Here is a 23,023-nt window from a genome sequence, read left to right on the forward strand (position 1 = left end):
TCGCACGACAGTAAAAAACTGGTTTTCCGTTCTTCAAGACCAAAAACGGAAGCTGCCATTAAAGATTATAAAGAGTTGCTGGCCGAAAATTTAGTCGCTCCAACTGAAATGGAAATCTACACCTGCAACATCGATGGTTCCGATTTAAAGCAGATTACCCATTTAGGAAAAGCCAATTGGGCGCCTTATTTCCATCCTTCTGATAAAAAAATTATATTTTCTTCGAATCATCATGCCACAAGAGGTTATGATTTTCAGTTGTACATGATTAATACTGATGGAACGGGTTTGAAACAAATTACCTACGAAAGCGAATTCAACGCCTTTCCAATGTTTTCACCTGATGGTAAAAAATTGGTATTTTCGAGCAACCGTCAACAGGGAAAAGCTCGTGAAACCAACGTTTTCATTGCCGATTGGGTTGATTCGGATGAAACGGAAACCATCAATCCGTCAAATTTGAAAAAGCATATTTCGTATTTGGCATCGGATGAATTGAAAGGAAGATTAACCGGCTCCAAAGAAGAAAAACTCGCGGCTCAATACATTGAAAAAGAGTTCAAAAAATTAGGTTTGAAGCCCTATAATGGTAAATCGTTTCAACAGCCATTTACATATTCCGTTAGATTAAATCCTCACGATACCATTTCCAAAGGAAAACCGAATAATGGCAGCAACGTAATCGCCTATTTAGATAACAAAGCCAAACGAACTATAGTAATTGGCGCGCATTACGATCATTTGGGATTGAACGAACACCATCATTCTACCAAAATGAATTCGGAAGGAGAAATTCACAACGGAGCTGACGATAATGCTTCAGGAGTTGCTGGTGTTTTAGAGTTAGCCAGAATATATTCGCAAAACAAAAACAAAGAAAACTTCAACGTTATTTTTGCTTTATTTTCGGGCGAAGAAGACGGTTTAATCGGTTCAAAACACATGGCTTCCACAATAAAAAAAATGTATCCGAATGTAGAAGCGATGCTTAACATGGACATGATTGGACGAATAGACGATAAAAAAGCAATGGTCGTAGGCGGAACCGGAACTTCTCCAAAATTCCCTGAAATCATTGAGAAAAACAAACCTGCAGGATTTAACATTACTCAGGAAACTGGCGGTGTTGGCCCATCCGATCATACTTCTTTTTATCTGAAAGATATTCCAGTGTTGTTCTTCTTTACCGGAACGCATCAGGATTACCACAAACCAAGTGACGATGAAGAAAAAATCAATTATACCGGAGTAACTTCTATTGTTGATTACATCTTCAGAACAGTTAATTCTATCGGAAATTTAGACAAAATCGAATTCACCAAAACCAAAATTACCGCCGAAAAAGTAGTACCAAAATACAAAGTTACATTAGGTATCATGCCGGATTATACAGATCACGGCGATGGTTTACACGTAGATGGCGTTACCGAAAACCGTCCTGCCCAAAAAGCCGGAATTCAGGCTGGAGACGTAATCACCAAAATTGGAGATTGTTCCATAAAAGAAGTATACAGTTACATGGAATGCCTTGGGAAAATTAATTCCGGAGACGAAAAAGAAGTCACTTTTTTAAGAGACGGAAAAGCCCAAACAGTTAAGGTAATCTTTTAATTTACCGTATATTTGTTCTTCTTAAAAACACCTGTTATGCAACATATTATTGACCGTTTCATCAGCTACGTAACTGTTGACACGGAATCTGATCCAAACTCAAAAACAACGCCAAGTACAGCTAAACAATGGGATTTAGCTAATAAATTAGTAGACGAATTAAAAGCCATTGGTTTACAAGATGTTACCATTGACGACAAATCATACATACAAGCGACTTTACCGAGCAATCTAGACTATGAAGTTCCGACGATTGGTTTTGTGGCGCATTTTGATACTACTCCAGATTTTACAGGAGCGAATGTAAAACCGCAAATTGTTCCGAATTATGATGGTGGCGATATCATTTTAAACAAAGAACAGAACATTGTTTTATCGCCTTCGTATTTTGAAGATTTATTGTTGTACAAAGGACAAACCTTAATTACAACCGACGGAACCACATTATTAGGTGCCGATGACAAAGCCGGAGTTACAGAAATTGTAACTGCAATGGAATATTTAATCAATAATCCGCAGATTAAACACGGAACGTTAAAAGTTGGTTTCACACCTGACGAAGAAATCGGTCGGGGAGCAGACTTTTTCGATGTAGAAAAATTCGGTTGCGAATGGGCTTACACTATGGACGGAAGCCAAATCGGTGAATTAGAATACGAAAACTTCAACGCTGCCGGTGTAAAATTGAAGTTCAAAGGGAAAAGCGTGCATCCGGGTTATGCAAAAGGAAAAATGATTAATTCTATGCTTTTGGCTACGAAATACATTTCCAAACTTCCGAAAGATGAAGTTCCGGAAAGAACCAAAGGCTACGAAGGTTTCTTCCACGTAGTACATTTAGACGGAAGTATTGAAGAAACGAACGTTCAGCTAATTATCCGTGACCACGACCGTAAAAAATTCGAAAAACGTAAAAAGAAAGCGGTTAAAATTGCTGAGAAATTCAACAAAAAATACGCAAAACAGTTTGGTGCAGACATCGTTGAGATCGAAGTAACCGACCAATACTACAACATGCGCGAAAAAGTTGAACCGGTAAAACACATTGTTGATTTAGCCGAACAAGCCATGAAAGATTTAGGCATCAAACCATTAATTAAACCAATTCGCGGTGGAACTGACGGTTCGCGTTTATCGTTTATGGGATTACCTTGTCCTAATATTTTCGCAGGCGGTCATAACTTCCATGGAAAGTACGAATATGTTCCGGTGGAAAGCATGCAAAAAGCTATCGATGTTATCATCCGCATCGCTGAATTGACTGCTGAGAAATACAAAAATTAATTTCCTTTTAATCCGATTATCATATGGGAATGAGTGAAAAAAATCCGTGGAACAAAACCAACCAATGGGACGAAGAATTGGCCGTTTTAAAATCCATAATCGATAAAACCGAACTGGAAGAAATGACCAAATGGGGCGGCCCGGTTTACACCATCAATAAAAAAAATGTGATTGGCATTGGCGGTTTTAAATCGTATGTTGGCGTTTGGTTTTTCAACGGAGTTTTTCTCAAAGATGAAAAAAAAGTTTTGGTAAATGCCAACGAAGGTGTAACCAAAGCATTGCGTCAATGGCGCTTCGAGTCGAAGGAAGAAATTCTGAAAAACGAAAAATTCATCTTACATTATATCAACGAAGCGATTGCCAATGAAAAAGCCGGTTTAGCCATCAAACCCGAAAAGAAAGAACAAATCGTTTCCGAAGTATGGAATGCCGAACTCAAAGCCGACAAAGCTCTAAAAACAGCTTTCGAAGCTTTCACACCTTACAAACAACGTGAATTCTTAGAACATATTGAATCGGCGAAACAGGAAAAAACAAAGCTTTCTCGTATCGAAAAAATCAAACCTTTGGTTCTAGAAGGAAAAGGATTAAACGACAAATACCGTTAACAAAAAAGCCTCCAATTACGGAGGCTTTTCTTTTATATTGTACTGAAAATTATTTTGCAGCGTTTGCTTTCTGGCTCAATTCTAAAGAAATGGCAGAACGCTCCATTTTGATTTTTCCTGCCATTGTTTCCACAACTACTGAATCTTCGTATAATTCAGCAACTTTTCCGTGAATTCCTGATTTTGTGATGATTTTGTCACCCACTTTTAAAGCGGCTTCAAATTCTTTTTCTTTTTTTGCACGTTGTTGTTGCGGTCTGATCATTAAGAAATAAACCACGGCAAACATCAATAAAAGTGGCAAAAACGAACTCATTTGTCCCATATCCATAATAACTCTATTTTAGTGAGCAGCCGGTGCGGAACCTCCTGCTTTTGGTGTAACATTTGCTTTAATTGTAATTTTTTCAGAACCTTCAGCCGTATTGGTTGTTAAAGTAACCGTTTTTTGCTGTTGCCCTGGTTTTCCTGATGAATTGAAAGTAACTTTCATATCCGCAGAAGCTCCCGGTTTGATTGGTTCTTTTGGCCATTCCGGAACCGTACATCCGCAGCTTCCTTGTGCGTTCATGATGATTAAATCGGCTTCTCCTTCATTGGAAATTGTGAAAGTCGTTTCTACTTTATCACCTTCATTAATCGTTCCGAAATCGTGTTCCGCTTCGTTGAATTTGATTTTTGGCAATTTACCTGAAACAGCACTTTCCATTTCAGCTTTGGCAACATTCTCCGGATTAATTTTCTCCGAAGCATTTTCGTTTTTACAAGAAGTTGAAAGGACTAAAGCTGCCACAGCCAACATTCCGAAAGTTTTTTTCATCATACTTTAATTAATTACATTAAACCTCTGCCGGTTTTAACCATTTTATTGTCGCGTTGGAATTCCTTTACCAAGTTGTCTAAAATTCCGTTGATAAAAATACTACTTTTTGGAGTAGAATATTCTTTCGCCAATTCTAAATATTCGTTAATTGTTACTTTTACCGGAATCGATGGGAATTTCAAAAACTCACAAATCGCCATTTTTAAAATAATCGTATCCAATTCTGCGATACGTTCTGAATCCCAATTTGGTGTTTTATCCATGAATTCTTTAGCTAAAACTTCATCGTTTAAAACTGTTTTTCGGAACAAATGACTTACGTATTCGCGGTCATCGGCGTCTTTGTACAATTTCGGAACATAGAAAGAAGTTTCATCTTCGGTTTTAATTTGCTTTAACTGCTTTGCAATCATTGTATTCACCAACGGAATATCATCAATCCAAGTCAATTTATGATCTTCTAAGTATTCGTATAATTTGTCGTTTGGCGCAATGATTTCAGTAAACAAATCGACTACAAATTGCTTGTCTGCATCGAAATCAGCTTTTCCGTTGCTCATGTATTGCTCATACAATTTGCTTGATTTCACCTCTTCTAAAAGTAGCAAAATGTAATCGTCGTTGTTTTTCCAGTTGGTGATTTTACGGTCTTCTAAAGCGATGGATAACGAATTGCTTTCGTCTAGCAAGCGTAAAACTTTGTTGTCGATAAATTTTCGGTTGGGATTGCGTTCTTCTTTGGTCGCAAGATGTTTTTTGCTGGATTTTTCGATAAAATCTTCTTCCGCTTTACGGATTTCAACTAGAGCCGAAACCATAATCAGGTACAAATCCTGAACATTGTCGATACTTTGCAGCAGAAATTTTTCTTCTTTCTCCAGATTATCGGAATGATTTTGGTACATCGCATAAATCGATTGCATCACTTTTACACGGATATGTCTTCTGTTTAACATCTTGGTAAGAACTTTAAAAATTAACGGAGCGGAAGATTTTCTCCCGCTCCGCAAAATTAAGAAATATTTTGACAGTAAATTATTTTCCTGCGTTTTCTTTTTTTCTAGCATCGATACGCTCTTGCGCCATTCTCATAGCCGCTTGATGCGTCGTGATGTTGTTTTCTTTAGCATAGTTGAAAATATCCAACGTCGTGTTGTAGATATTTTGTGTTCTGCGCATTGCTTCGTCTTTTCCGTAACCAGCAATTTCACCGTAAACATTGATGATTCCACCTGCGTTGATTAAGAAATCCGGCGCATATAAAATACCTCTTTCCTGTAATCTTGCTCCGTGAATTTGCTCTACAGCTAATTGGTTGTTAGCAGCACCCGCAATAACTTTCGCTTGAATTTTCTCGATAGTGTCGTCGTTGATAGTTGCTCCTAAAGCACAAGGCGCGTAAATATCAACATCAGCACCGTATAAATCACCACCTGAGAAAACTTTAGCACCGTATTTAGCACCAACTTCCTGTAAACGCGCTTCGTTGATATCGGCAATCTGAACGATAGCACCTTCCTTAGAAATCAATTCTACCAAAGTTTCACCTACGTGACCGATACCTTGAACTAATACTTTTTTACCTTCTAAATTGTCTGAACCAAACTGATATTTTGCAGCAGCTTTCATTCCCATGTAAACTCCGTAAGCAGTTACAGGTGAAGGGTTTCCAGAACCTCCGATTGACTCAGAAATACCGGTTACGCTGTTCGTATACTTTTTGATTAAATCCATGTCAGCAGTAGTTGTACCAACATCTTCTGCAGTGATATATTTTCCGCTTAATGAATCTACAAACTGACCGAATTTAGCAATCATTTCCGGTGTTTTATCCACTTTAGAATCTCCGATGATAACTGCTTTTCCTCCTCCAAGATTCAATCCTGAAATTGCTGATTTAAAAGTCATCCCGCGAGACAAGCGTAAAACGTCATTTAACGCTTCCCATTCGTTCGTGTATTTCCACATACGAGTACCACCTAAAGCAGGTCCTAAAACTGTGTTATGAACACCAATAATTGCTTTTAATCCAGTATCTTTGTCGTGACAAAATACGATTTGCTCATGATTATCAAAGGAAACCTGACCGAAAACCGGGTCGATTTTGTGAAGCTCATTAGCGTTTGTAACTTCTGTTATCATGTTGTATATTATTTTATTGAGTTGAATTATATTCAAAAACCGATTGCAAAATTACAATTTTATTCAGAATATTTCAGTGTTAAGCCGAAAAATTAATTTATTTTTAATATTTGTTTTCAGAATAAAAAGTCGTTTTTACAATACAAAAAACATGTTTTTAACATAATTTCATTAGAATTATTAAAATTCACCCCAAACAATGAAAGAACTTCAATATTTAAACAAATATTTCATCAAATATAAATATCGATTTCTGCTCGGTATTATCATTACAATTGTAGCACAATTCTTCACCTTATATACACCTAAATTGGTTGGAGAATCTTTTAAGATTTTAGAACATAAAGGATTATCTCCTGAAGCACTCACCAAAAATCTTTTATTAATTCTAGCTACAACTTTAATTGCCGGATTTTTGACTTTTTTAATGCGTCAGACTTTAATTGTAATGTCTCGTCACATTGAATTCGATTTAAAAAACGAAATCTTCCAGCAATACGAACGTTTAACCCAGAATTTCTACAAACAAAACCGAACCGGCGACTTAATGAACCGCATCAGCGAAGATGTTGGAAAAGTGCGCCAATATGTTGGTCCGGCAGTAATGTATTCGATAAATACCTTGATTCGATTTGCAGTGGTTACGGTTCAGATGTATATCGTATCGCCAAAACTAACTTTATACTCACTTTTACCATTACCAATTTTAGCGTACAGTATTTTCAAAATCAGTTCCGAAATCAATAAACGAAGTACCGCGTACCAACAAAATCTTTCCAAACTTTCGACTTTCACTCAGGAAATGTTTTCCGGTATTCGGGTGATTAAAGCTTATGCTTTAGAAGGTCAGAAACAAAACGATTTCACAGATTTATCCAAAGAAAGTAAGACCAAAAACCTTGATTTGGCAAAAGTTCAGTCGCTATTTGGTCCTTTTATGATTTTACTGATTGGTTTGAGCAATCTCGTTGTGATTTATGTGGGCGGAATGATGTACATCAACGGTTCGATTCCTGATATTGGTGTAATTGCTGAATTTATCCTTTACATCAATATGCTTACTTGGCCAGTCGCTTCACTTGGTTGGGTTTCGTCTATGGTTCAGGAAGCGGAAGCTTCACAAAAAAGAATCAACGAGTTTTTAAAAGTGGAACCTGAAATTCAGAATACCGTGGAAACAAAATCTGAAATTCACGGAGAAATTGCCTTCCAAAACGTTTCCTTTACGTATGAAGACACTGGAATTGAAGCACTTAAAAACGTTTCCTTAACTTTGAAAAAAGGAGAGACTTTGGCTATTTTAGGAAAAACCGGTTCTGGAAAATCTACTATTTTGTCTTTAATCAGTCGTTTGTATGACATTGAAAAAGGAAGTATTACGATTGATAACACTAGTATTAAAGATTTGAATTTATATGATGTCCGTAACCAAATTGGATTTGTTCCACAGGACGCCTTTTTGTTTTCGGATTCAATTAAAAACAACATCAAGTTCGGAAAAGAAAATGCTACCGACGAAGAAGTTATTGATGCCGCCAAAAAAGCCGTTGTCCATAAAAACATCGCCAAGTTTAAAAATCAGTACGATACCGTTTTAGGTGAACGTGGAATTACGCTTTCCGGCGGACAAAAACAGCGTGTTTCGATTGCCAGAGCTTTAATCAAAAATGCACCAATTTTACTACTAGACGACTGTTTATCAGCCGTTGATACGGAAACGGAAGAAGCGATTTTAAACAATCTTTCCGAATTCTGCAAAGACAAAACTACCATTATTGTAAGTCACCGAGTTTCTTCTGCCAAAAACGCCGATCAGATTATAATTTTGGAAGATGGAAAAATAATTCAGCAAGGTTCTCACTATCAGCTTGTAAATCAGGAAGGTTATTACAAAGAGCTGTATTATAAACAACTTTCCGAAAAAGAAATACTTTAAAATATTTGTATTTACAGTTTTTTTTCAGATTTTTGAGTTCACCTAACACAATTAAATTTTGAAAGAAGGACTATGAGAGAACATGAAATGTTAGAAAAGGAAGAGATCTTTTCTAAAGTTTTAAGAGCAGGACGAAGAACATACTTCTTCGATGTGAGAGCAACAAAAGCGGAAGATTACTACATCACGATTACTGAAAGTAAAAAATTCACGGAAGAAGACGGATCGTTCCACTTCAAAAAACACAAAATTTATTTGTACAAAGAAGATTTCGCTGCTTTTCAGGAAATTTTAACCGAAATGACAGATTTCGTTCTAAACCAAAAAGGTGAAGAAGTAATTTCTGAAAGACACCAGAAAGATTTCAAAAGAGAATTTTCTGAAAAATTAGAAGAAGTTAAAGCTGGCGGAAGCTACACTGATATTGATTTCGACGATATTTAATCGAATACTATAAAAAAAGCCCAAATTCAACTTTGGGCTTTTTTATTTCTATGCTATTGATTAACCGATTCGTAAACCGTTTTCGACTGCAAAATCCGGAGCCAATAAAACAATATCGTTATCCGCTCCAACTGAACCCATAACCAAACATTCGCTCATAAACTTTCCGATTTGTTTTTTAGGAAAATTGACAACAGCAATTATCTGACGATTAAGCAATTCCTCTTTTTGATAACGCTTTGTAATTTGTGCCGATGATTTTCTAATCCCAATTTCAGCACCAAAATCTATTGTTAATTGATAAGCTGGTTTTCTCGCCTCGGGAAAATCATTCACTTCGATGATAGTTCCAACACGCATTTCGACCTTTTCAAATTCTTCCCAGGTAAGCATACTTTCTGTTTTTCACTAAAGTACAAATTCAGTCAGAAAATTCATTTTTGTTTAGTAATTTTAACGGATAATTAAATGATTATGGCCAGAACTCCATCCAACATGCTTCCTTTGGGAACAATTGCTCCAGATTTTTTACTGAAAGACACCAATTCAGGATACACATATTCCTTTTCAGACTTGAAAGGTAAAAAAGGTACTTTGGTAATGTTCATCTGCAATCATTGTCCATTTGTGCATCATGTAATTGAAGAAGTAGTTCGTATCGCCAACGATTACCGCGTTCAAGGCATGGGAATTATCGCGATTTCCAGTAATGATGTAGCAAAATATCCGCAAGATTCTCCGGAACTTATGCAGGATTTTGCACTGAAGAACAACATCGAATTCCCTTATTTATACGATAAAAGTCAGGAAGTTGCCAAAGCTTATGACGCTGCCTGTACTCCAGATTTTTATCTTTTTGATGTTTTCGACAAATTGGTTTATCGCGGTCAGTTAGACGACAGTCGCCCTGGAAACGGAATCCCATTAAGCGGAAGTGACTTACGAAATGCCATTGACGGCGTAATCTACAACCGAAGCATCAATCCGGAACAGAAACCCAGTATTGGTTGTAATATTAAATGGAAGTTAAATTCTTGACCAGAACTTTTTCTTTCCTTACATTTGAAACTATAATTTTCAATGACTTGAATTATAATAACACATACCAAACAAAATTAGCTTGCATTTCGTGCAGGCTTTCTGTGTTATTCTCACACAATAAGGCCTTCATCAATTAGGCCTCCGTCTAACTCTACATACATTTCTCAGGCGGAGGATTTCTTTTTTACAACTCTGAAATTATTTTCATAACAAAGCGGCTTCACTTCGAGGTTCGCTGCCTTACATTTTATAATTATGTCATCAAGAAAGTTTTTTGACCATCTTGTGGCGCGCCAGATAATCTGGTTTATTGCTATAACATTTTTAATAGGTGTTACAGTTGCCGCATTGTTTCATAAGGAGTATTCAGTACATTTAATTGCTCCACTTTTCATTATTTTAATTGTGTGTCTGGACAGTTTTCAGTCAAAGCACACTTTACTTAAAAATTTCCCTCTAATAGGGAGATTTCGTTATTTTTTTGAGTCTATTCGACCAGAATTTCGGCAGTATTTTTTCGAAGGTGAATTAGACGGAAAACCTTTCAACAGAAGACAACGTCCCATCGTTTATCAAAGAGCCAAAAACGAAAAACAGACCATTTCATTTGGTATGCAGGATGACCCTAATCGAATAGGTTACGAATGGGCTGCTCATTCTATTTATCCTAAAAAAGCAAATGAACAACTCTTTAGAATTACTGTCGGAAATGAACAATGCAAACAGCCTTATAACGCAAGCATTTTCAATATTAGCGCCATGAGTTACGGAGCGCTTAGCAAGACAGCGGTTACTTCTCTGAACAAAGGCGCTCAGCTAGGTAATTTTGCACATAACACCGGAGAAGGCGGCATTAGCGACTATCATTTACAAGGCGGTGATTTAATCTGGCAAATTGGTACCGGATATTTTGGCTGTAGAGATGATGAAGGTAATTTTTCCGATGAACTTTTTACAGAAAGAGCCAATTATACTCAAGTAAAAATGATTGAAGTAAAACTCTCTCAAGGTGCAAAACCAGGACACGGAGGCTTATTACCCGCCGAAAAAAACACTGTTGAAATTGCCAAAATTAGAAGTATAAAACCGAATACAACTGTACATTCTCCTTCGGCACATACCGCTTTTAGTGATGCGGAAGGCTTAATGCTTTTCTTGGCCAAACTTCGAAAATTATCTAACGGCAAGCCAATCGGTTTTAAAATCTGTATCGGACGAAAAGATGAATTTATCGAAATTGTAGAAGCGATGTTCACCACAGGAATCTATCCGGATTTCATTACCATTGACGGTGCAGAAGGCGGAACTGGCGCGGCTCCCCTGGAATTTATCGACCATATGGGAATGGCACTTACCGATGCAATTGTATTTGTAAACCGAACCTTGACACAATTTGGTATTCGGGAGCATGTTAAAATTATGGCATCCGGGAAAATCATTTCGGCATTTGATATCTCAAAATCTTTAGCATTAGGAGCAGATGCTTGTTACAGTGCACGCGGAATGATGTTTGCCTTAGGTTGCATTCAGGCGCTTCAATGCGATAGTGGAAAATGTCCTGTTGGCATTGCAACCCAAAATAAATCGCTTTACAAAGGATTAGAGGTATCCGACAAAAGTGTTCGTGTAGCCAATTTCCATAAAAACACATTAAAAGCTTTAGCAGAATTTATTGGCGCTTGCGGTTTTATTAATCCTAAAGATGTAACTCCGGACATATTTTCCCGAAAAACCTCTGAAAATTCAAGCTTAACTTTTGCTGAAATCTATTATTCAAATTTAACGAGAAGACAAAATCCAGAACCTATTAATTTTAATTAAATACTTATGAAACCAATTCCAACATTTTCAAAAAATGAATATCATTTGCTGAAAGAATTAACCAAGAAAAACATTAACACCGCTAATTCTAAAGACTTAATGCTTTTAAACGAAGAACTGGATCGCGGAATTATTGTAAAAGAATTTGACCAATTCGAAAACTTTATTCGGTTAAATTCGACAGTAACCGTTGAAGATCTTACTGCGAAAAGGAAAGTTTCTTTTCAAATTGTTCTTCCGTCGATGGCAAATGTAAAAGAGAACAAAATTTCTGTTTTGGCACCGCTCAGTATTGCCATCATCGGATTTAGAGAAAACGATCAGATTGACTGGGAATTACCTGCCGGGATAAAAACCTTTAAAGTAATTGCAGTTGAAAATGAACTTGAAAATTAATAATTGAAAGAACACCTCATTAAAATGGCGGTGTTTTTTTATTTGCTCTTTTCAAGAACAATATCAATCGGACGGTTTTGCTTTTTACCGAACTGAACCGCTTTTTCACTCTGTGAAGCACACAAAACATACATATTGAACGCATACAACTGCACCATTTGTGTTTTGTACTTCTTGTTTAAATCTTCCACTTTTAAACGGAAATTATCGGCTGGAAAAGTATTGGCAATAGAAAGTAGATAATTGTCTTTCGCGTACGGAAAAAACCATCTCGCTTTCGGATTTTCTGCTGTTAATTTATTGCCTTTTTCATCAATCTGATAATTCAGAGAAAACTGCATTGGTTTGTTGCTGTTGTTCCAACTGTACAGATTGTTTATGTTGATTAAATCGTTTCCTAAACTATCTACAATCGTAATTTTCAGATTTTTGATGTTTTCTTTTTTTCCGTCTTCGTGAACATCCAAAACCAAATAGGACATAAAATCATAACCACAATGCATCGTCGTGATTTGCGATTTCACCGAAACAGTAAACAACAGTAAAACGAAAAGTAAACGCATAATTTGAAAAAATAATGGTGTAAAAATACGATTTAAAAGAAAAGCTCCCAAAAACGAGAGCTTTCAATAGTTATAAACTTGCTGTTACATATTCTAGAACCGCAGCTGTTTCTTCGTCTGAGATGTGAGCTTTTTTCTGCATTCGGATTACAATCGGCTTCCATTCTTCTTTTGAAAAGCTGTTGGTTTCAAACAATTTATGACATTTTCCACAATTGTTCTCGTATACTTTTTTTCCGAAAAGTTGGTTTTCGTTTAAAACTGCAGCGGTAGAAGCTTCAGATTTTGCTTCCATACGGGTAGCCTGTATCACTTCTTCTTTTACAATTTCTGTAACAACATCACCATCGTTTGAGGTTTGAGCTGCCTTTTTAGCTCCACAAGAATATACAATCATTGCTACTGCAGCAATTCCGAATAAATTCAATTTCATAGTTTCATTGGTTTAGGACGTAAATCTAATAAAAAAAGCTCTCCAAAAAAGAGAGCTTTAAAATTTTATGATTTGAGCAAATTATTTCACATCCATCAATTCCACATCGAAAACCAACGTGGCATCCGGCGGAATTACACCTCCTGCTCCACGAGAACCGTAACCCAAGTACGATGGAATCACAAAACGTGCCTTATCACCAACTTTCAATAACGCAATACCTTCGTCCCAACCTTCAATTACCTGACCTCTTCCCAATGAGAATTCGATTGGTTGTTTTCTTTTGTATGAGGAATCGAAAACCATTCCGTTGTCTAAAGCACCTTGGTAGTGAACGGAAACTGTTTTACCTTTTTCCGCTTGTTTACCGTTTCCTTTCTGGATGATTTGGTAACGCAAACCGCTATCTGTTTTTTGAAAACCGGCTGCTAATTTTTCTAATGCTTCTTCCGCTAAACGTTTTTGTTCTGCTAATCTTTTTTCTCTTGAACCTTCGAAAGTTCTGAAAGCTTCTACTGCGTTCCATTTTTCAGCTTCTGTCCCTACTCTAACGATTTCTATTGAATCGATTGAATCACCTTGAGCGATTGCATCCACAACATCTTGACCTTCTACTACATTTCCGAAAACTGTGTGTTTTCCATCTAACCAAGAAGTTTCAACATGCGTGATGAAAAACTGAGAACCGTTTGTTCCAGGACCAGCATTCGCCATAGACAATACACCAGGACCGCTGTGTCTCAATTCTGGATGAAACTCATCATCAAACTGATAACCAGGACCACCAACTCCGCTTCCAAGAGGACAACCTCCTTGAACCATAAAATCAGGAATTACTCTGTGGAATTTTAATCCGTCGTAGTATGGTTTTCCTTGTGGTTTAACATCGTTTTCTAATTTCCCTTCAGCTAAACCAACAAAGTTTCCAACTGTTCCAGGAGTTTTATCGTAAGTTAAGTTCACCAAAATCACTCCTTTCGAAGTATTGAATTTTGCGTAAATTCCGTCTTGCATCTTTTTGTGTTTTAAATTTTCGAAGGACAAAATTACGAATATTAAATCTAAAATCTTTCATAAATAATTGATTGACCAGAATAACAAGACAATAAAACTCATTAAATTTGTTAGGCAATTAAAACATGCGATGGAACCAACTATCATCACTTACAAACCGGAATACAAACAAAATTTTATCGATTTAAATACAGCCTGGCTGGAAGAGTATTTTTTTGTGGAACAACATGACAAAGACGTTTTTGAAAACATCGAAAAAGTAGTTTTAGAACCCGGTGGCGAAATTTTCTTCTGCTTAATTAATGGTGAAGTTGCCGGAACCGTTGCCATGCAAAAAGTAAACGACGACGTAATTGAAATGGCAAAATTAGCCGTAGACAAGCATTTTCAAGGTAAAAAACTCGGTAACTTATTGGTTGATGCTTGTATCGATTTCGCCAAATCCAACCATTACAAAACTTTAATGCTGGTTTCGAGCACCAAGCTTGATGTTGCTTTGAATTTGTACCGAAAATATGGCTTTATCAAAGTTCCGATGGATGAAACCGATTACCATCGTGCAGATATTCAAATGGAATTGTATCTTTAAATAAAAAATCATGGAAATCCCGGAAGATTATATCGACATTAACCGCAATACCTGGAATCAGAAAACCGAGGTACATTTCTCTTCGGAATTTTACGATATGGAAAGTTTCCTGAACGGACGCTCGTCATTAAACGACATTGAGCTTTCGGTTTTAGGAGATGTTTCCGGTAAAAAAGTTTTACATCTGCAGTGCCATTTCGGTCAGGATACCATTTCGTTGGCAAAACTTGGCGCACAATCTACCGGAGTTGATTTATCCAACAGAGCTATTGAAAAAGCAAAAGAATTGGCCGATCAAATGAATGCCGATGCACAATTTATCTGCTGCGATTTGTACGATTTACCGAATCATCTCAACGAACAATTCGATATTATTTTCACCAGTTACGGAACCATTGGCTGGCTTCCCGATTTGGACAAATGGGCAAAAATCATCCATACTTTTTTAAAACCCGGAGGGAAATTTGTTTTTGCAGAATTTCACCCGATTGTTTGGATGTTTGATTATGATTTCAAGAAAATCGACTACAATTATTTTAATGTAGAATCAATTATAGAAACCGAAGAAGGAACGTATGCTGATAAAAACGCGGCTATTTCAAATAAAACCGTAAGTTGGAATCATCCGCTTTCGGAAGTTTTTTCGGCTTTAATAAAAAACAATCTGGAAATCACTTCGTTTCAAGAATTTGATTACTCACCTTATAATTGTTTCAACCACATCGAAGAATTTGAACCGAACCGATTCAGAATAAAACATTTGGAAAACAAAATACCTATGGTATATTCCCTAACCGCAATCAAAAAATAACAATCATACATGGAAAGTTTATTCACGCCTGACGGCAACCAAAACATTATCGACAGAATTAATAAATTAGAACCAACATCGCTTTCACAATGGGGAAAAATGACAGTTGACCAAATGATGTCACACTGTATTGCCCCACTTGATGTAGTTTTTGGCGATCTTCAATTAAAAATCAATCCTGTTATGGCTTTCTTCGGAAGAACTTTTATCCGAAAAAAAGTATTGAGCGCACCAAGATTCAAAAAAGACAGCCCGACAGCACCGGCATTTATCAGAACCGGACATTATGATTTCGATGCTACCAAAGCCGAATTGATTCAGAAAGTTCAGCGATTTAAAGAAGGACCACAAGTTATCAGAACCAATACGCATCCTTTTTTTGGACCTATGACCAATGCAGAATGGGACAGTATTCAGTGGAAACATTTGGATCATCATTTGAGACAATTTGGAGTTTAATCTGGTTTACAGTCGCAGTATTCAGTTGGCAGTTCTTGTGTGAGTTTGTATCTTTGCGACTCAATTACTCAAAAAATGCGCATCGACATCATTACCGTTTTACCGGATTTAATCCGAAGTCCGTTTGAAGCTTCTATTCTAAAACGAGCCATCGCTAAAGGTTTGGTGGAAGTTCATATGCACAACCTTCGTGATTACAGCACCAACAAACACAAAAATGTGGATGACTACCAATTTGGTGGCGGCGCTGGTATGGTAATGAGTATCGAACCGATTGACGCTTGTATTTCCAAACTGAAAAGTGAACGCGACTACGACGAAGTGATTTACATGACACCGGACGGCGCTACTTTGAATCAGAAGATGGCGAATTCAATGTCGTTACTAAAAAATATCATCATTCTTTGTGGCCATTATAAAGGTGTGGATCAGCGAGTTCGTGATCATTTTATTACTAAAGAAATTTCTATTGGTGATTACGTTCTATCTGGAGGAGAATTGGGTGCAGCTGTTTTATGTGATGCTATCATCCGATTGATTCCGGGTGTTTTGAGTAATGAAACTTCGGCCTTAACCGATAGTTTTCAGGACAATTTGCTTTCACCTCCAATATATACTCGCCCAGCAGAATACAACGGTTGGAAAGTTCCTGATATTCTTTTAAGCGGCAACACACCTGAGATTGAAAAATGGCGTGAAAACATGGCTTTTGAACACACTAAAAACCGTAGACCGGATTTGTTAGATGATTAAACTTCTAGCAAAAATTTGCAATTTCAAATAAAAATCGTAATTTCGCAGCCACAATTGGACTAACCTCTGACGATATCCGTGTATGTTACTCTGATTCAAACGTTTAATTATAACAATCATGTCAAATTTATTAAAATTTGTTCAAGACGAATTCGTAGCGAAAAAAGATTTTCCTGAATTCAACGCTGGTGATACAATCACTGTTTACTACGAAATTAAAGAGGGTGAAAAAACTCGTACTCAGTTCTTCAAAGGAGTTGTTATCCAAAAAAGAGGTTCTGGTGTAACTGAAACTTTCACTATCCGTAAAATGTCTGGTGCTGTTGGTGTAGAGCGTATCTTCCCAGTAAACATGCCAGCTTTACAAAAAATTGAAGTTAACCAAAGAGGTAAAGTTCGTAGAGCTCGTATCTTCTACTTCAGAGAACTTACTGGTAAAAAAGCAAAAATCAAAGAAAGAAGAAGATAATTCACTTTCTGAAGTTTATAAAATCAGCCTCGATAACCTCGGGGCTTTTTTTATGCAATAAATTCACCTCTAAATTATCATTTTGACAAATTAAAACTTCCAAAATAGCAATCTGATAATTCTTCATTTCAGCAACGATTTACGCACAACTTTTTGGGCTGATTTTCTTATATTTGCTACGCTTTTTTAAGCATCTTTCAATAAATACTTTTAAAAACACAGCTATAGCATTTAAAATTCATCCAAAATGGCACAAAATTCAAAAATCCATTACACTTTGACTGATGAGGCTCCAATGTTGGCCACACATTCATTTTTACCCATTGTACAAGCTTTCACGGCTCCTGCAAACATCGATATCGAATTGAGAGACATCTCTTTAGCAGGTCGTATTTTGGCAAACTTCCCTGAATTTTTAAAAGACGAACAACGTATTGGTGACGCATTAACGGAACTTGGTCAATTGGCTACAACTCCAGAGGCGAACATCATCAAATTACCAAATATTTCCGCATCGGTTATCCAGTTAAAAGAAGCGATTGCAGAATTACAAGCTCACGGTTTTGCCGTTCCAAATTTCCCTGAAGAGCCGCAAAATGACGAAGAAAAAAACATCAAAACCAAATACGGTAAAGTATTAGGTTCTGCGGTAAACCCCGTGTTACGAGAAGGAAATTCAGACCGTCGCGCTCCAAAAGCCGTTAAAAACTACGCTAAAGAAAACCCTCACCGAATGGGAACTTGGGCTTCAGACAGCAAAACCAATGTTGCGCACATGAATTCAGGCGATTTCTACGGAACTGAAAATTCAACTACAGTTGCATCTGATTCTAAATTCAGAATTGTTTTCACAGGAACTGATGGTGCAACTAAAGTTTTAAAAGATTTCTCTGGTTTGAAAGCTGGTGAAGTTATCGATAGTTCAGTGATGAACTTAAATGCTTTAAAATCATTTGTAGCTACTGCAATTGCTGAAGCAAAAGAGAAAAACGTTTTATTATCAGCGCACTTAAAAGCTACGATGATGAAAGTTTCCGACCCGATTATTTTCGGTGCGATTGTTGAAACTTTCTTCAAGGATGTTTTCACTAAATATGCCGATTTATTCAAATCGTTAGATATCAACGCCAACAACGGTTTACAGGATTTATTCGAGAAATTAGCCGGAAACGCACAGGAAGCAGAAGTTAAAACTGCAATTGACAGCGCTTTAGCTAACGGACCACGTGTGGCCATGGTGAATTCTGACAAAGGAATCACTAATTTCCACGTTCCATCAGATGTAATTGTGGATGCTTCTATGGCGGCATTAGCTCGTAGCGGCGGTAAAATGTGGAACAAAGAAGGAAAAGAAGAAGACACCATCTGCATTATTCCAGATCGTTCGTATGCTGGTTTCTACCAAGCAGTTATTGACGATATGCGTAAAAATGGTGCTTTAGATCCAAAAACTATGGGTTCAGTACCAAACGTTGGATTAATGGCGCAAAAAGCAGAAGAATACGGTTCACATGATAAAACTTTCCAAATGACCGCTGCCGGAAAAGTAACGGTAGAAGACGAAAACGGAAACGTATTATTATCGCAAAATGTTGAATCTGGTGACATCTTCAGAATGTGTCAAACCAAAGACGCTCCTATTCAGGATTGGGTTAAATTAGCTGTAAACAGAGCTCGTTTATCGGATACTCCGGCAATTTTCTGGTTGGATAAAGACAGAGCACACGATAGAGAAATCATCAAAAAAGTAGAGAAGTATTTAAAAGATTTCGATACAACCGGTTTAGATATTCGCATCATGGATGTTAAAGACGCGATGACGGAAACCTTAAAAAGAATCCGTGAAGGAAAAGACACTATTTCTGTTTCAGGAAACGTATTACGTGATTATTTAACCGATTTATTCCCGATTTTAGAATTAGGAACTTCGGCTAAAATGTTATCCATCGTTCCGTTGATGAACGGTGGTGGATTGTTCGAGACCGGTGCTGGTGGATCAGCTCCAAAACACGTTGAACAATTTACAGAAGAAGGTTACTTACGTTGGGATTCTCTTGGTGAATTCTTAGCCTTACAAGCTTCTTTAGAGCATTTGTCACAAACACAGAACAATCCTAAAGCACAGGTTTTAGCTGACACTTTAGACGAAGCGAATGCCAAATTCTTAGCTACGGATAAATCTCCGGCTCGTAAAGTTGGTGAGATTGATAACAGAGGTTCGCACTTCTATTTGGCTTTATATTGGGCTCAGGCTTTGGCCAACCAAACTAAGGATACTGAATTGCAGGCTAAATTTGCTCCAATCGCAGCAGAATTAACTGCAAACGAAGCTAAAATCAATGCGGAATTAATTGGTGCACAAGGAAAACCTCAGGATATTGGCGGATATTACCAGCCATCTGAAAACGCTACCACAAAAGCAATGCGTCCTAGTGATACATTAAATACAACATTAGCAAAATTAGCGTAAGCTAACAGCTGATTATACTTCTAAGGCGGTTCATTTGAATCGCCTTTTTTTATTTCATTAAACCTCAACAGATTAACCAAATCTTAACAATTATTCTCTTTCAAAATCACGAAATTTGTAAGACAACCAACAACTTACAATTATGCTTTCGCTGTTAAAGAAATATCTTCCGATTTATTTTATATTCTTGTTTGCGGATGCATTTTCACAGGAGAAATTCACTATCAGCGGAACTATCAGAGATTTAAAAACCAACGAAAGACTAATCGGTGTAAATGTTCAAACGAAAGAATCAAAAGCCAACACGATTACCAATGAATATGGTTTTTTCTCACTAACGCTTCCCAAAGGAAATTATACGCTTTTAATTTCATCCGTCGGTTTTCAGACAACGGAAGAAACGATTGATCTTTCCGGCAATCTGACAAAAAATTTCTCACTAAGCGAGATTAGTAAAGAACTCGACGAAATCGTTATCGTCAACAAACAAAAAGCCAACATCCGAAAACCGGAAATGAGCGTCAATAAATTATCCATCGCTACTATTAAACAAATGCCGGTGGTTTTAGGCGAAGTCGACATCATCAAATCGCTCTTATTTTTACCTGGAGTTACCAATGCCGGTGAAGGGCAATCGGGTTTTAATGTTCGCGGTGGTGGTGCCGATCAGAATCTTATTTTATTGGATGAAGCCACAATTTACAATTCGTCACACGTTTTTGGGATGTTTTCGGTGTTCAATCCAGATGCGATTAAGGATTTAAAATTGTACAAAGGTGGAATTCCTTCTCGTTACGGCGGACGCGTTTCTTCGGTTTTGGATATTTATCAGAAAGACGGTAACAGCAACAAATTCAGTCTGAACGGCGGTATCGGATTAATTTCCAGCAGAATTTTAGCCGAAGGTCCAATTGTAAAGGAAAAAGGGTCTTTTCTTTTCGGTGGACGCGCTTCGTATGCCCATCTTTTTCTAAAACTGACTGACAATGATAATTCCGCTTATTTTTACGATTTGAACACGAAACTGAACTACAAATTCGACGATAAAAACAGTTTATATCTTTCCGGATACTTTGGACGAGACGTTTTCACTTTAAGCGAAGTTTTTACCAATACCTACGGAAATGCAACCATCAACACCCGTTGGAATCATTTATTTTCCGATAAATTGTTCTCTAATTTGTCTTTTATTTACAGCGATTACTATTACGGCTTGATTTTAGATTTCGTCGGATTCAACTGGAAATCGGGCATCCGAAATGTCAATTTAAAATACGATTTCAAGCATTATCTATCTGAAAATATCAAATTGACCTACGGAGCAAACGCCAACTATTATACTTTCAATCCGGGAACGATTGAACCTTTAGATGATGAATCGTCCATCAATTACAGACAACTGGACAAAAAATATGCTTTAGAACCCGCTTTCTATATTGATGCGGAACAAAAAATCAGCGAAAAAATAAATATTTCCTACGGATTACGCTACAGTTTGTTTTACCGATTGGGTGAATCAACCATCAATTATTACGAAAACAATCTGCCGGTCACTTACGATGAAGAACTTCAGATTTATGAAAAAGGCGAACCGATTTCTACCGAATATTTTAAAAAGTATGAAACTATTGCTTACTTCGACAATTTAGAACCGCGTTTTGCCATAGCTTATGAAATTAACGCAAAAGAATCGGTAAAAGCGAGCTATCATCGGATGTCGCAATACCTGCATCTGATTTCCAACACGGCTTCTCCTACTCCGTTAGACGTTTGGACGCCGAGTGACAATTACATCAAACCACAACTTTCCGACCAAATCGCTGTGGGTTACTTCCGAAATTTCAAAGATGATAATTACACGCTCGAAGTAGAAACCTATTACAAAACGGTAAAAAACCGCATGGATTACATTGATGGAGCCGATTTGATTGCCAACGAAGCCATTGAACAAGTTATCCTGAACGGAAAAATGCGATCTTACGGCTTAGAAGTTTTGTTCCGAAAAAACACAGGCAAACTCAACGGTTGGATTGCTTATACGTTATCCAAATCGCAACAGAAAACTCCCGGAAGAACAACAACCGAAGTAGGAATCAACAACAGTGACTGGTACAATTCCGCTTATGATAAAACGCATAATTTAGCCGTAACCGGAAATTACAAATGGAACAAAAAATGGACATTCGGAGCCAATTTTACACTTCAAACAGGGCAACCTGTTACGTTTCCCAACGGAAAATATGTATATCAAGGGATAACCGTACCTAGTTACAATTCCAGAAATGGTGACCGATTACCATACTATCACCATTTGGATGTTTCGGCAACTTTAACTCCAAAATCAGCGGAAAACAAACGTTGGAAAGGCGAATGGGTTTTCGGTATTTACAATTTGTACAGCCGAAAAAATGCGGCTTCTATTGGCTTCCGCCAGAACTATGAAACAGGTGCCAACGAAGCGATTCGACTGTCAATTTTCGGTATTGTTCCATCGGTTACGTATAACTTTAAATTTTAAAGATGAAAACACTACAGTATATGTTTTTGATTGTTTCAACACTTTTCATCACCAGTTGTGAAGATGTTGTTGATGTCGATTTAAACGATGAAAATCCGAGATTGGTTATTGACGCCGCCATCAAATGGCAAAAGGGAACTGCAGGCGAAACCCAAACCATCAGATTGAGTATGACCAACAATTATTTTACCAATGATGTTGTTCAGGCAACTGGTGCGATTGTTCAGATTACTAACAGTTCAAGCACCATTTTTCCGTTTATTGAAGTTGGAAACACAGGCGAATATATTTGTACCAATTTCGTTCCGGTAATCAATGAAAATTATACTCTGGAAGTTACTTACGATGGCGAAACCTATTCGGCAACTAATACCCTTTTAGCAACTCCGGAAATTATGTATGTGGAACAGGAAACCGTTACTGATGTGGACGGCAGCGATAAAATTCAGCTGAAATGGTTTTTTCAGGACAATGGTGCCGAAGATAATTTCTATCTGTTAACCGTAAAAAACCCGAACAAAGTCATTCCGGAATATGGAACTTTGAGTGATGAATTTTTTCAGGGAAATCCGATGTTTGGCTTTTATTCGAGTGGAGAAACTGAATCCGGAACTACCGTTTTACTTCAGGTTCAAGGTGTAAACGAACCGTATTACAACTACATGAACAAACTGATTACCATCGCCACAACCAATGGTGGAAATCCGTTTGCCACACCTCCGGTTACCTTACGAAGTAATATTGTCAATCAGACTACTTTTGAAAAGTATCCACTTGGCTATTTCAGTTTGGGGGAAATTGATTTGCGGAATTATCCGGTGCAATAATAATGTCT

General features: G+C 37.2%; 24 protein-coding genes. 16 read left to right on the plus strand and 8 right to left on the minus strand.

Annotated features, from left to right (window positions below; genetic code table 11):
• The 3 genes from RUH60_RS06975 to RUH60_RS06985 form a co-directional block, all read left to right on the plus strand.
• Positions 1–1,611: M20/M25/M40 family metallo-hydrolase (locus RUH60_RS06975; RefSeq protein WP_313806774.1), on the plus strand; the 1,611-nt coding region annotated here is incomplete at its 5' end.
• Between the two features lie 36 nt (positions 1,612–1,647).
• Positions 1,648–2,895 carry a peptidase T gene (pepT, locus tag RUH60_RS06980; RefSeq protein ID WP_313806776.1) on the plus strand — a complete coding sequence of 416 codons (1,248 nt, stop codon included), beginning with the start codon at positions 1,648–1,650 and terminating at the stop codon, positions 2,893–2,895.
• 23 nt (positions 2,896–2,918) lie between these two features.
• Positions 2,919–3,506, plus strand: a complete 588-nt coding sequence (locus RUH60_RS06985) for a YdeI/OmpD-associated family protein (protein ID WP_313806777.1) — start codon at positions 2,919–2,921, stop codon at positions 3,504–3,506.
• Between the two features lie 49 nt (positions 3,507–3,555).
• Here the strand turns inward: RUH60_RS06985 and yajC are convergent, their stop codons facing one another.
• The 4 genes from yajC to RUH60_RS07005 form a co-directional block, all read right to left on the minus strand.
• Complete coding sequence (yajC, locus tag RUH60_RS06990) at positions 3,556–3,831, minus strand: preprotein translocase subunit YajC (RefSeq protein WP_313806840.1); 276 nt, start codon at positions 3,829–3,831, stop codon at positions 3,556–3,558.
• Between the two features lie 18 nt (positions 3,832–3,849).
• The gene (locus RUH60_RS06995) at positions 3,850–4,329 is read right to left on the minus strand and encodes a DUF1573 domain-containing protein (protein ID WP_313806779.1); all 480 of its coding nucleotides are present in this window, start codon (positions 4,327–4,329) and stop codon (positions 3,850–3,852) included.
• Positions 4,330–4,340: 11 nt separating this feature from the next.
• Positions 4,341–5,285 carry a transcription antitermination factor NusB gene (nusB, locus tag RUH60_RS07000; protein ID WP_313806781.1) on the minus strand — a complete coding sequence of 315 codons (945 nt, stop codon included), beginning with the start codon at positions 5,283–5,285 and terminating at the stop codon, positions 4,341–4,343.
• A gap of 79 nt (positions 5,286–5,364) precedes the next feature.
• Positions 5,365–6,471 carry a Glu/Leu/Phe/Val dehydrogenase dimerization domain-containing protein gene (locus RUH60_RS07005; RefSeq protein ID WP_313806783.1) on the minus strand — a complete coding sequence of 369 codons (1,107 nt, stop codon included), beginning with the start codon at positions 6,469–6,471 and terminating at the stop codon, positions 5,365–5,367.
• 199 nt (positions 6,472–6,670) lie between these two features.
• Between RUH60_RS07005 and RUH60_RS07010 the strand changes: the two genes are divergently transcribed.
• Both RUH60_RS07010 and RUH60_RS07015 read left to right on the plus strand, forming a co-directional pair.
• Complete coding sequence (locus tag RUH60_RS07010; protein WP_313806784.1) at positions 6,671–8,407, plus strand: ABC transporter ATP-binding protein; 1,737 nt, start codon at positions 6,671–6,673, stop codon at positions 8,405–8,407.
• A gap of 72 nt (positions 8,408–8,479) precedes the next feature.
• Positions 8,480–8,851: a PUR family DNA/RNA-binding protein gene (locus RUH60_RS07015; RefSeq protein ID WP_313806785.1), complete on the plus strand. Its 372-nt coding sequence runs from the start codon at positions 8,480–8,482 to the stop codon at positions 8,849–8,851.
• 60 nt (positions 8,852–8,911) lie between these two features.
• Here the strand turns inward: RUH60_RS07015 and RUH60_RS07020 are convergent, their stop codons facing one another.
• On the minus strand, positions 8,912–9,244 hold the full coding sequence (locus RUH60_RS07020) for a tRNA-binding protein (protein ID WP_313806787.1): 333 nt from the start codon (positions 9,242–9,244) through the stop codon (positions 8,912–8,914).
• 81 nt (positions 9,245–9,325) lie between these two features.
• Between RUH60_RS07020 and RUH60_RS07025 the strand changes: the two genes are divergently transcribed.
• The 3 genes from RUH60_RS07025 (at position 9,326) to RUH60_RS07035 (ending at position 12,109) form a co-directional block, all read left to right on the plus strand.
• The gene (locus RUH60_RS07025) at positions 9,326–9,889 is read left to right on the plus strand and encodes a thioredoxin family protein (protein ID WP_313806789.1); all 564 of its coding nucleotides are present in this window, start codon (positions 9,326–9,328) and stop codon (positions 9,887–9,889) included.
• Positions 9,890–10,147: 258 nt separating this feature from the next.
• Positions 10,148–11,713 carry an FMN-binding glutamate synthase family protein gene (locus RUH60_RS07030; protein ID WP_313806791.1) on the plus strand — a complete coding sequence of 522 codons (1,566 nt, stop codon included), beginning with the start codon at positions 10,148–10,150 and terminating at the stop codon, positions 11,711–11,713.
• Positions 11,714–11,719: 6 nt separating this feature from the next.
• Positions 11,720–12,109 (plus strand): GreA/GreB family elongation factor, encoded by a 390-nt coding sequence (locus RUH60_RS07035; protein ID WP_313806793.1) that lies wholly within the window; start codon positions 11,720–11,722, stop codon positions 12,107–12,109.
• Positions 12,110–12,147: 38 nt separating this feature from the next.
• Here RUH60_RS07035 and RUH60_RS07040 read toward each other — a convergent pair whose 3' ends face one another.
• The 3 genes from RUH60_RS07040 to RUH60_RS07050 form a co-directional block, all read right to left on the minus strand.
• The gene (locus RUH60_RS07040; RefSeq protein WP_313806794.1) at positions 12,148–12,672 is read right to left on the minus strand and encodes a hypothetical protein; all 525 of its coding nucleotides are present in this window, start codon (positions 12,670–12,672) and stop codon (positions 12,148–12,150) included.
• Between the two features lie 70 nt (positions 12,673–12,742).
• Complete coding sequence (locus tag RUH60_RS07045) at positions 12,743–13,105, minus strand: hypothetical protein (RefSeq protein ID WP_313806796.1); 363 nt, start codon at positions 13,103–13,105, stop codon at positions 12,743–12,745.
• 81 nt (positions 13,106–13,186) lie between these two features.
• Positions 13,187–14,119, minus strand: coding sequence for a peptidylprolyl isomerase (locus RUH60_RS07050; protein WP_313806797.1), 933 nt, complete (start codon positions 14,117–14,119; stop codon positions 13,187–13,189).
• A 130-nt stretch (positions 14,120–14,249) separates the two neighbouring features.
• Between RUH60_RS07050 and RUH60_RS07055 the strand changes: the two genes are divergently transcribed.
• From RUH60_RS07055 to RUH60_RS07090, 8 genes are all read left to right on the plus strand, one after another.
• The gene (locus RUH60_RS07055; protein ID WP_313806799.1) at positions 14,250–14,708 is read left to right on the plus strand and encodes a GNAT family N-acetyltransferase; all 459 of its coding nucleotides are present in this window, start codon (positions 14,250–14,252) and stop codon (positions 14,706–14,708) included.
• Positions 14,709–14,718: 10 nt separating this feature from the next.
• Positions 14,719–15,519 (plus strand): class I SAM-dependent methyltransferase, encoded by an 801-nt coding sequence (locus RUH60_RS07060; protein WP_313806800.1) that lies wholly within the window; start codon positions 14,719–14,721, stop codon positions 15,517–15,519.
• 9 nt (positions 15,520–15,528) lie between these two features.
• The gene (locus tag RUH60_RS07065) at positions 15,529–15,978 is read left to right on the plus strand and encodes a DUF1569 domain-containing protein (protein ID WP_313806802.1); all 450 of its coding nucleotides are present in this window, start codon (positions 15,529–15,531) and stop codon (positions 15,976–15,978) included.
• Between the two features lie 75 nt (positions 15,979–16,053).
• A complete protein-coding gene (gene trmD, locus RUH60_RS07070) occupies positions 16,054–16,731 on the plus strand; it encodes a tRNA (guanosine(37)-N1)-methyltransferase TrmD (protein WP_313806804.1) in 678 nt (225 codons plus the stop codon).
• A 118-nt stretch (positions 16,732–16,849) separates the two neighbouring features.
• Entirely contained in the window at positions 16,850–17,200 is a 351-nt protein-coding gene (gene rplS / locus RUH60_RS07075; RefSeq protein ID WP_313806806.1) for a 50S ribosomal protein L19, read from the plus strand.
• A gap of 247 nt (positions 17,201–17,447) precedes the next feature.
• Entirely contained in the window at positions 17,448–19,670 is a 2,223-nt protein-coding gene (locus tag RUH60_RS07080) for an NADP-dependent isocitrate dehydrogenase (protein ID WP_313806808.1), read from the plus strand.
• Positions 19,671–19,812: 142 nt separating this feature from the next.
• Positions 19,813–22,188: a TonB-dependent receptor gene (locus tag RUH60_RS07085; RefSeq protein ID WP_313806810.1), complete on the plus strand. Its 2,376-nt coding sequence runs from the start codon at positions 19,813–19,815 to the stop codon at positions 22,186–22,188.
• Positions 22,189–22,190: 2 nt separating this feature from the next.
• Positions 22,191–23,015: a DUF4249 domain-containing protein gene (locus tag RUH60_RS07090; RefSeq protein ID WP_313806811.1), complete on the plus strand. Its 825-nt coding sequence runs from the start codon at positions 22,191–22,193 to the stop codon at positions 23,013–23,015.
• Positions 23,016–23,023: the final 8 nt, after the last annotated feature.

Source organism: Flavobacterium sp. (genome assembly GCF_032153895.1).
Classification (GTDB): domain Bacteria; phylum Bacteroidota; class Bacteroidia; order Flavobacteriales; family Flavobacteriaceae; genus Flavobacterium.

Bases quoted from the DNA above. Each gene is read 5' to 3' on its own strand.
- RUH60_RS07010 (WP_313806784.1), top strand. From the start codon at position 6,671: ATGAAAGAACTTCAATATTTAAACAAATATTTCATCAAATATAAATAT.
- pepT (WP_313806776.1), top strand. From the start codon at position 1,648: ATGCAACATATTATTGACCGTTTCATCAGCTACGTAACTGTTGACACG.
- RUH60_RS07065 (WP_313806802.1), top strand. From the start codon at position 15,529: ATGGAAAGTTTATTCACGCCTGACGGCAACCAAAACATTATCGACAGA.
- RUH60_RS07025 (WP_313806789.1), top strand. From the start codon at position 9,326: ATGGCCAGAACTCCATCCAACATGCTTCCTTTGGGAACAATTGCTCCA.
- RUH60_RS07060 (WP_313806800.1), top strand. From the start codon at position 14,719: ATGGAAATCCCGGAAGATTATATCGACATTAACCGCAATACCTGGAAT.
- rplS (WP_313806806.1), top strand. From the start codon at position 16,850: ATGTCAAATTTATTAAAATTTGTTCAAGACGAATTCGTAGCGAAAAAA.
- RUH60_RS07090 (WP_313806811.1), top strand. From the start codon at position 22,191: ATGAAAACACTACAGTATATGTTTTTGATTGTTTCAACACTTTTCATC.
- RUH60_RS07055 (WP_313806799.1), top strand. From the start codon at position 14,250: ATGGAACCAACTATCATCACTTACAAACCGGAATACAAACAAAATTTT.
- RUH60_RS06995 (WP_313806779.1), bottom strand. From the start codon at position 4,329: ATGATGAAAAAAACTTTCGGAATGTTGGCTGTGGCAGCTTTAGTCCTT.
- RUH60_RS07085 (WP_313806810.1), top strand. From the start codon at position 19,813: ATGCTTTCGCTGTTAAAGAAATATCTTCCGATTTATTTTATATTCTTG.
- yajC (WP_313806840.1), bottom strand. From the start codon at position 3,831: ATGGGACAAATGAGTTCGTTTTTGCCACTTTTATTGATGTTTGCCGTG.
- RUH60_RS07045 (WP_313806796.1), bottom strand. From the start codon at position 13,105: ATGAAATTGAATTTATTCGGAATTGCTGCAGTAGCAATGATTGTATAT.
- trmD (WP_313806804.1), top strand. From the start codon at position 16,054: ATGCGCATCGACATCATTACCGTTTTACCGGATTTAATCCGAAGTCCG.
- nusB (WP_313806781.1), bottom strand. From the start codon at position 5,285: ATGTTAAACAGAAGACATATCCGTGTAAAAGTGATGCAATCGATTTAT.
- RUH60_RS07030 (WP_313806791.1), top strand. From the start codon at position 10,148: ATGTCATCAAGAAAGTTTTTTGACCATCTTGTGGCGCGCCAGATAATC.
- RUH60_RS07015 (WP_313806785.1), top strand. From the start codon at position 8,480: ATGAGAGAACATGAAATGTTAGAAAAGGAAGAGATCTTTTCTAAAGTT.
- RUH60_RS07035 (WP_313806793.1), top strand. From the start codon at position 11,720: ATGAAACCAATTCCAACATTTTCAAAAAATGAATATCATTTGCTGAAA.
- RUH60_RS07005 (WP_313806783.1), bottom strand. From the start codon at position 6,471: ATGATAACAGAAGTTACAAACGCTAATGAGCTTCACAAAATCGACCCG.
- RUH60_RS07040 (WP_313806794.1), bottom strand. From the start codon at position 12,672: ATGCGTTTACTTTTCGTTTTACTGTTGTTTACTGTTTCGGTGAAATCG.
- RUH60_RS07050 (WP_313806797.1), bottom strand. From the start codon at position 14,119: ATGCAAGACGGAATTTACGCAAAATTCAATACTTCGAAAGGAGTGATT.
- RUH60_RS07080 (WP_313806808.1), top strand. From the start codon at position 17,448: ATGGCACAAAATTCAAAAATCCATTACACTTTGACTGATGAGGCTCCA.
- RUH60_RS07020 (WP_313806787.1), bottom strand. From the start codon at position 9,244: ATGCTTACCTGGGAAGAATTTGAAAAGGTCGAAATGCGTGTTGGAACT.
- RUH60_RS06985 (WP_313806777.1), top strand. From the start codon at position 2,919: ATGGGAATGAGTGAAAAAAATCCGTGGAACAAAACCAACCAATGGGAC.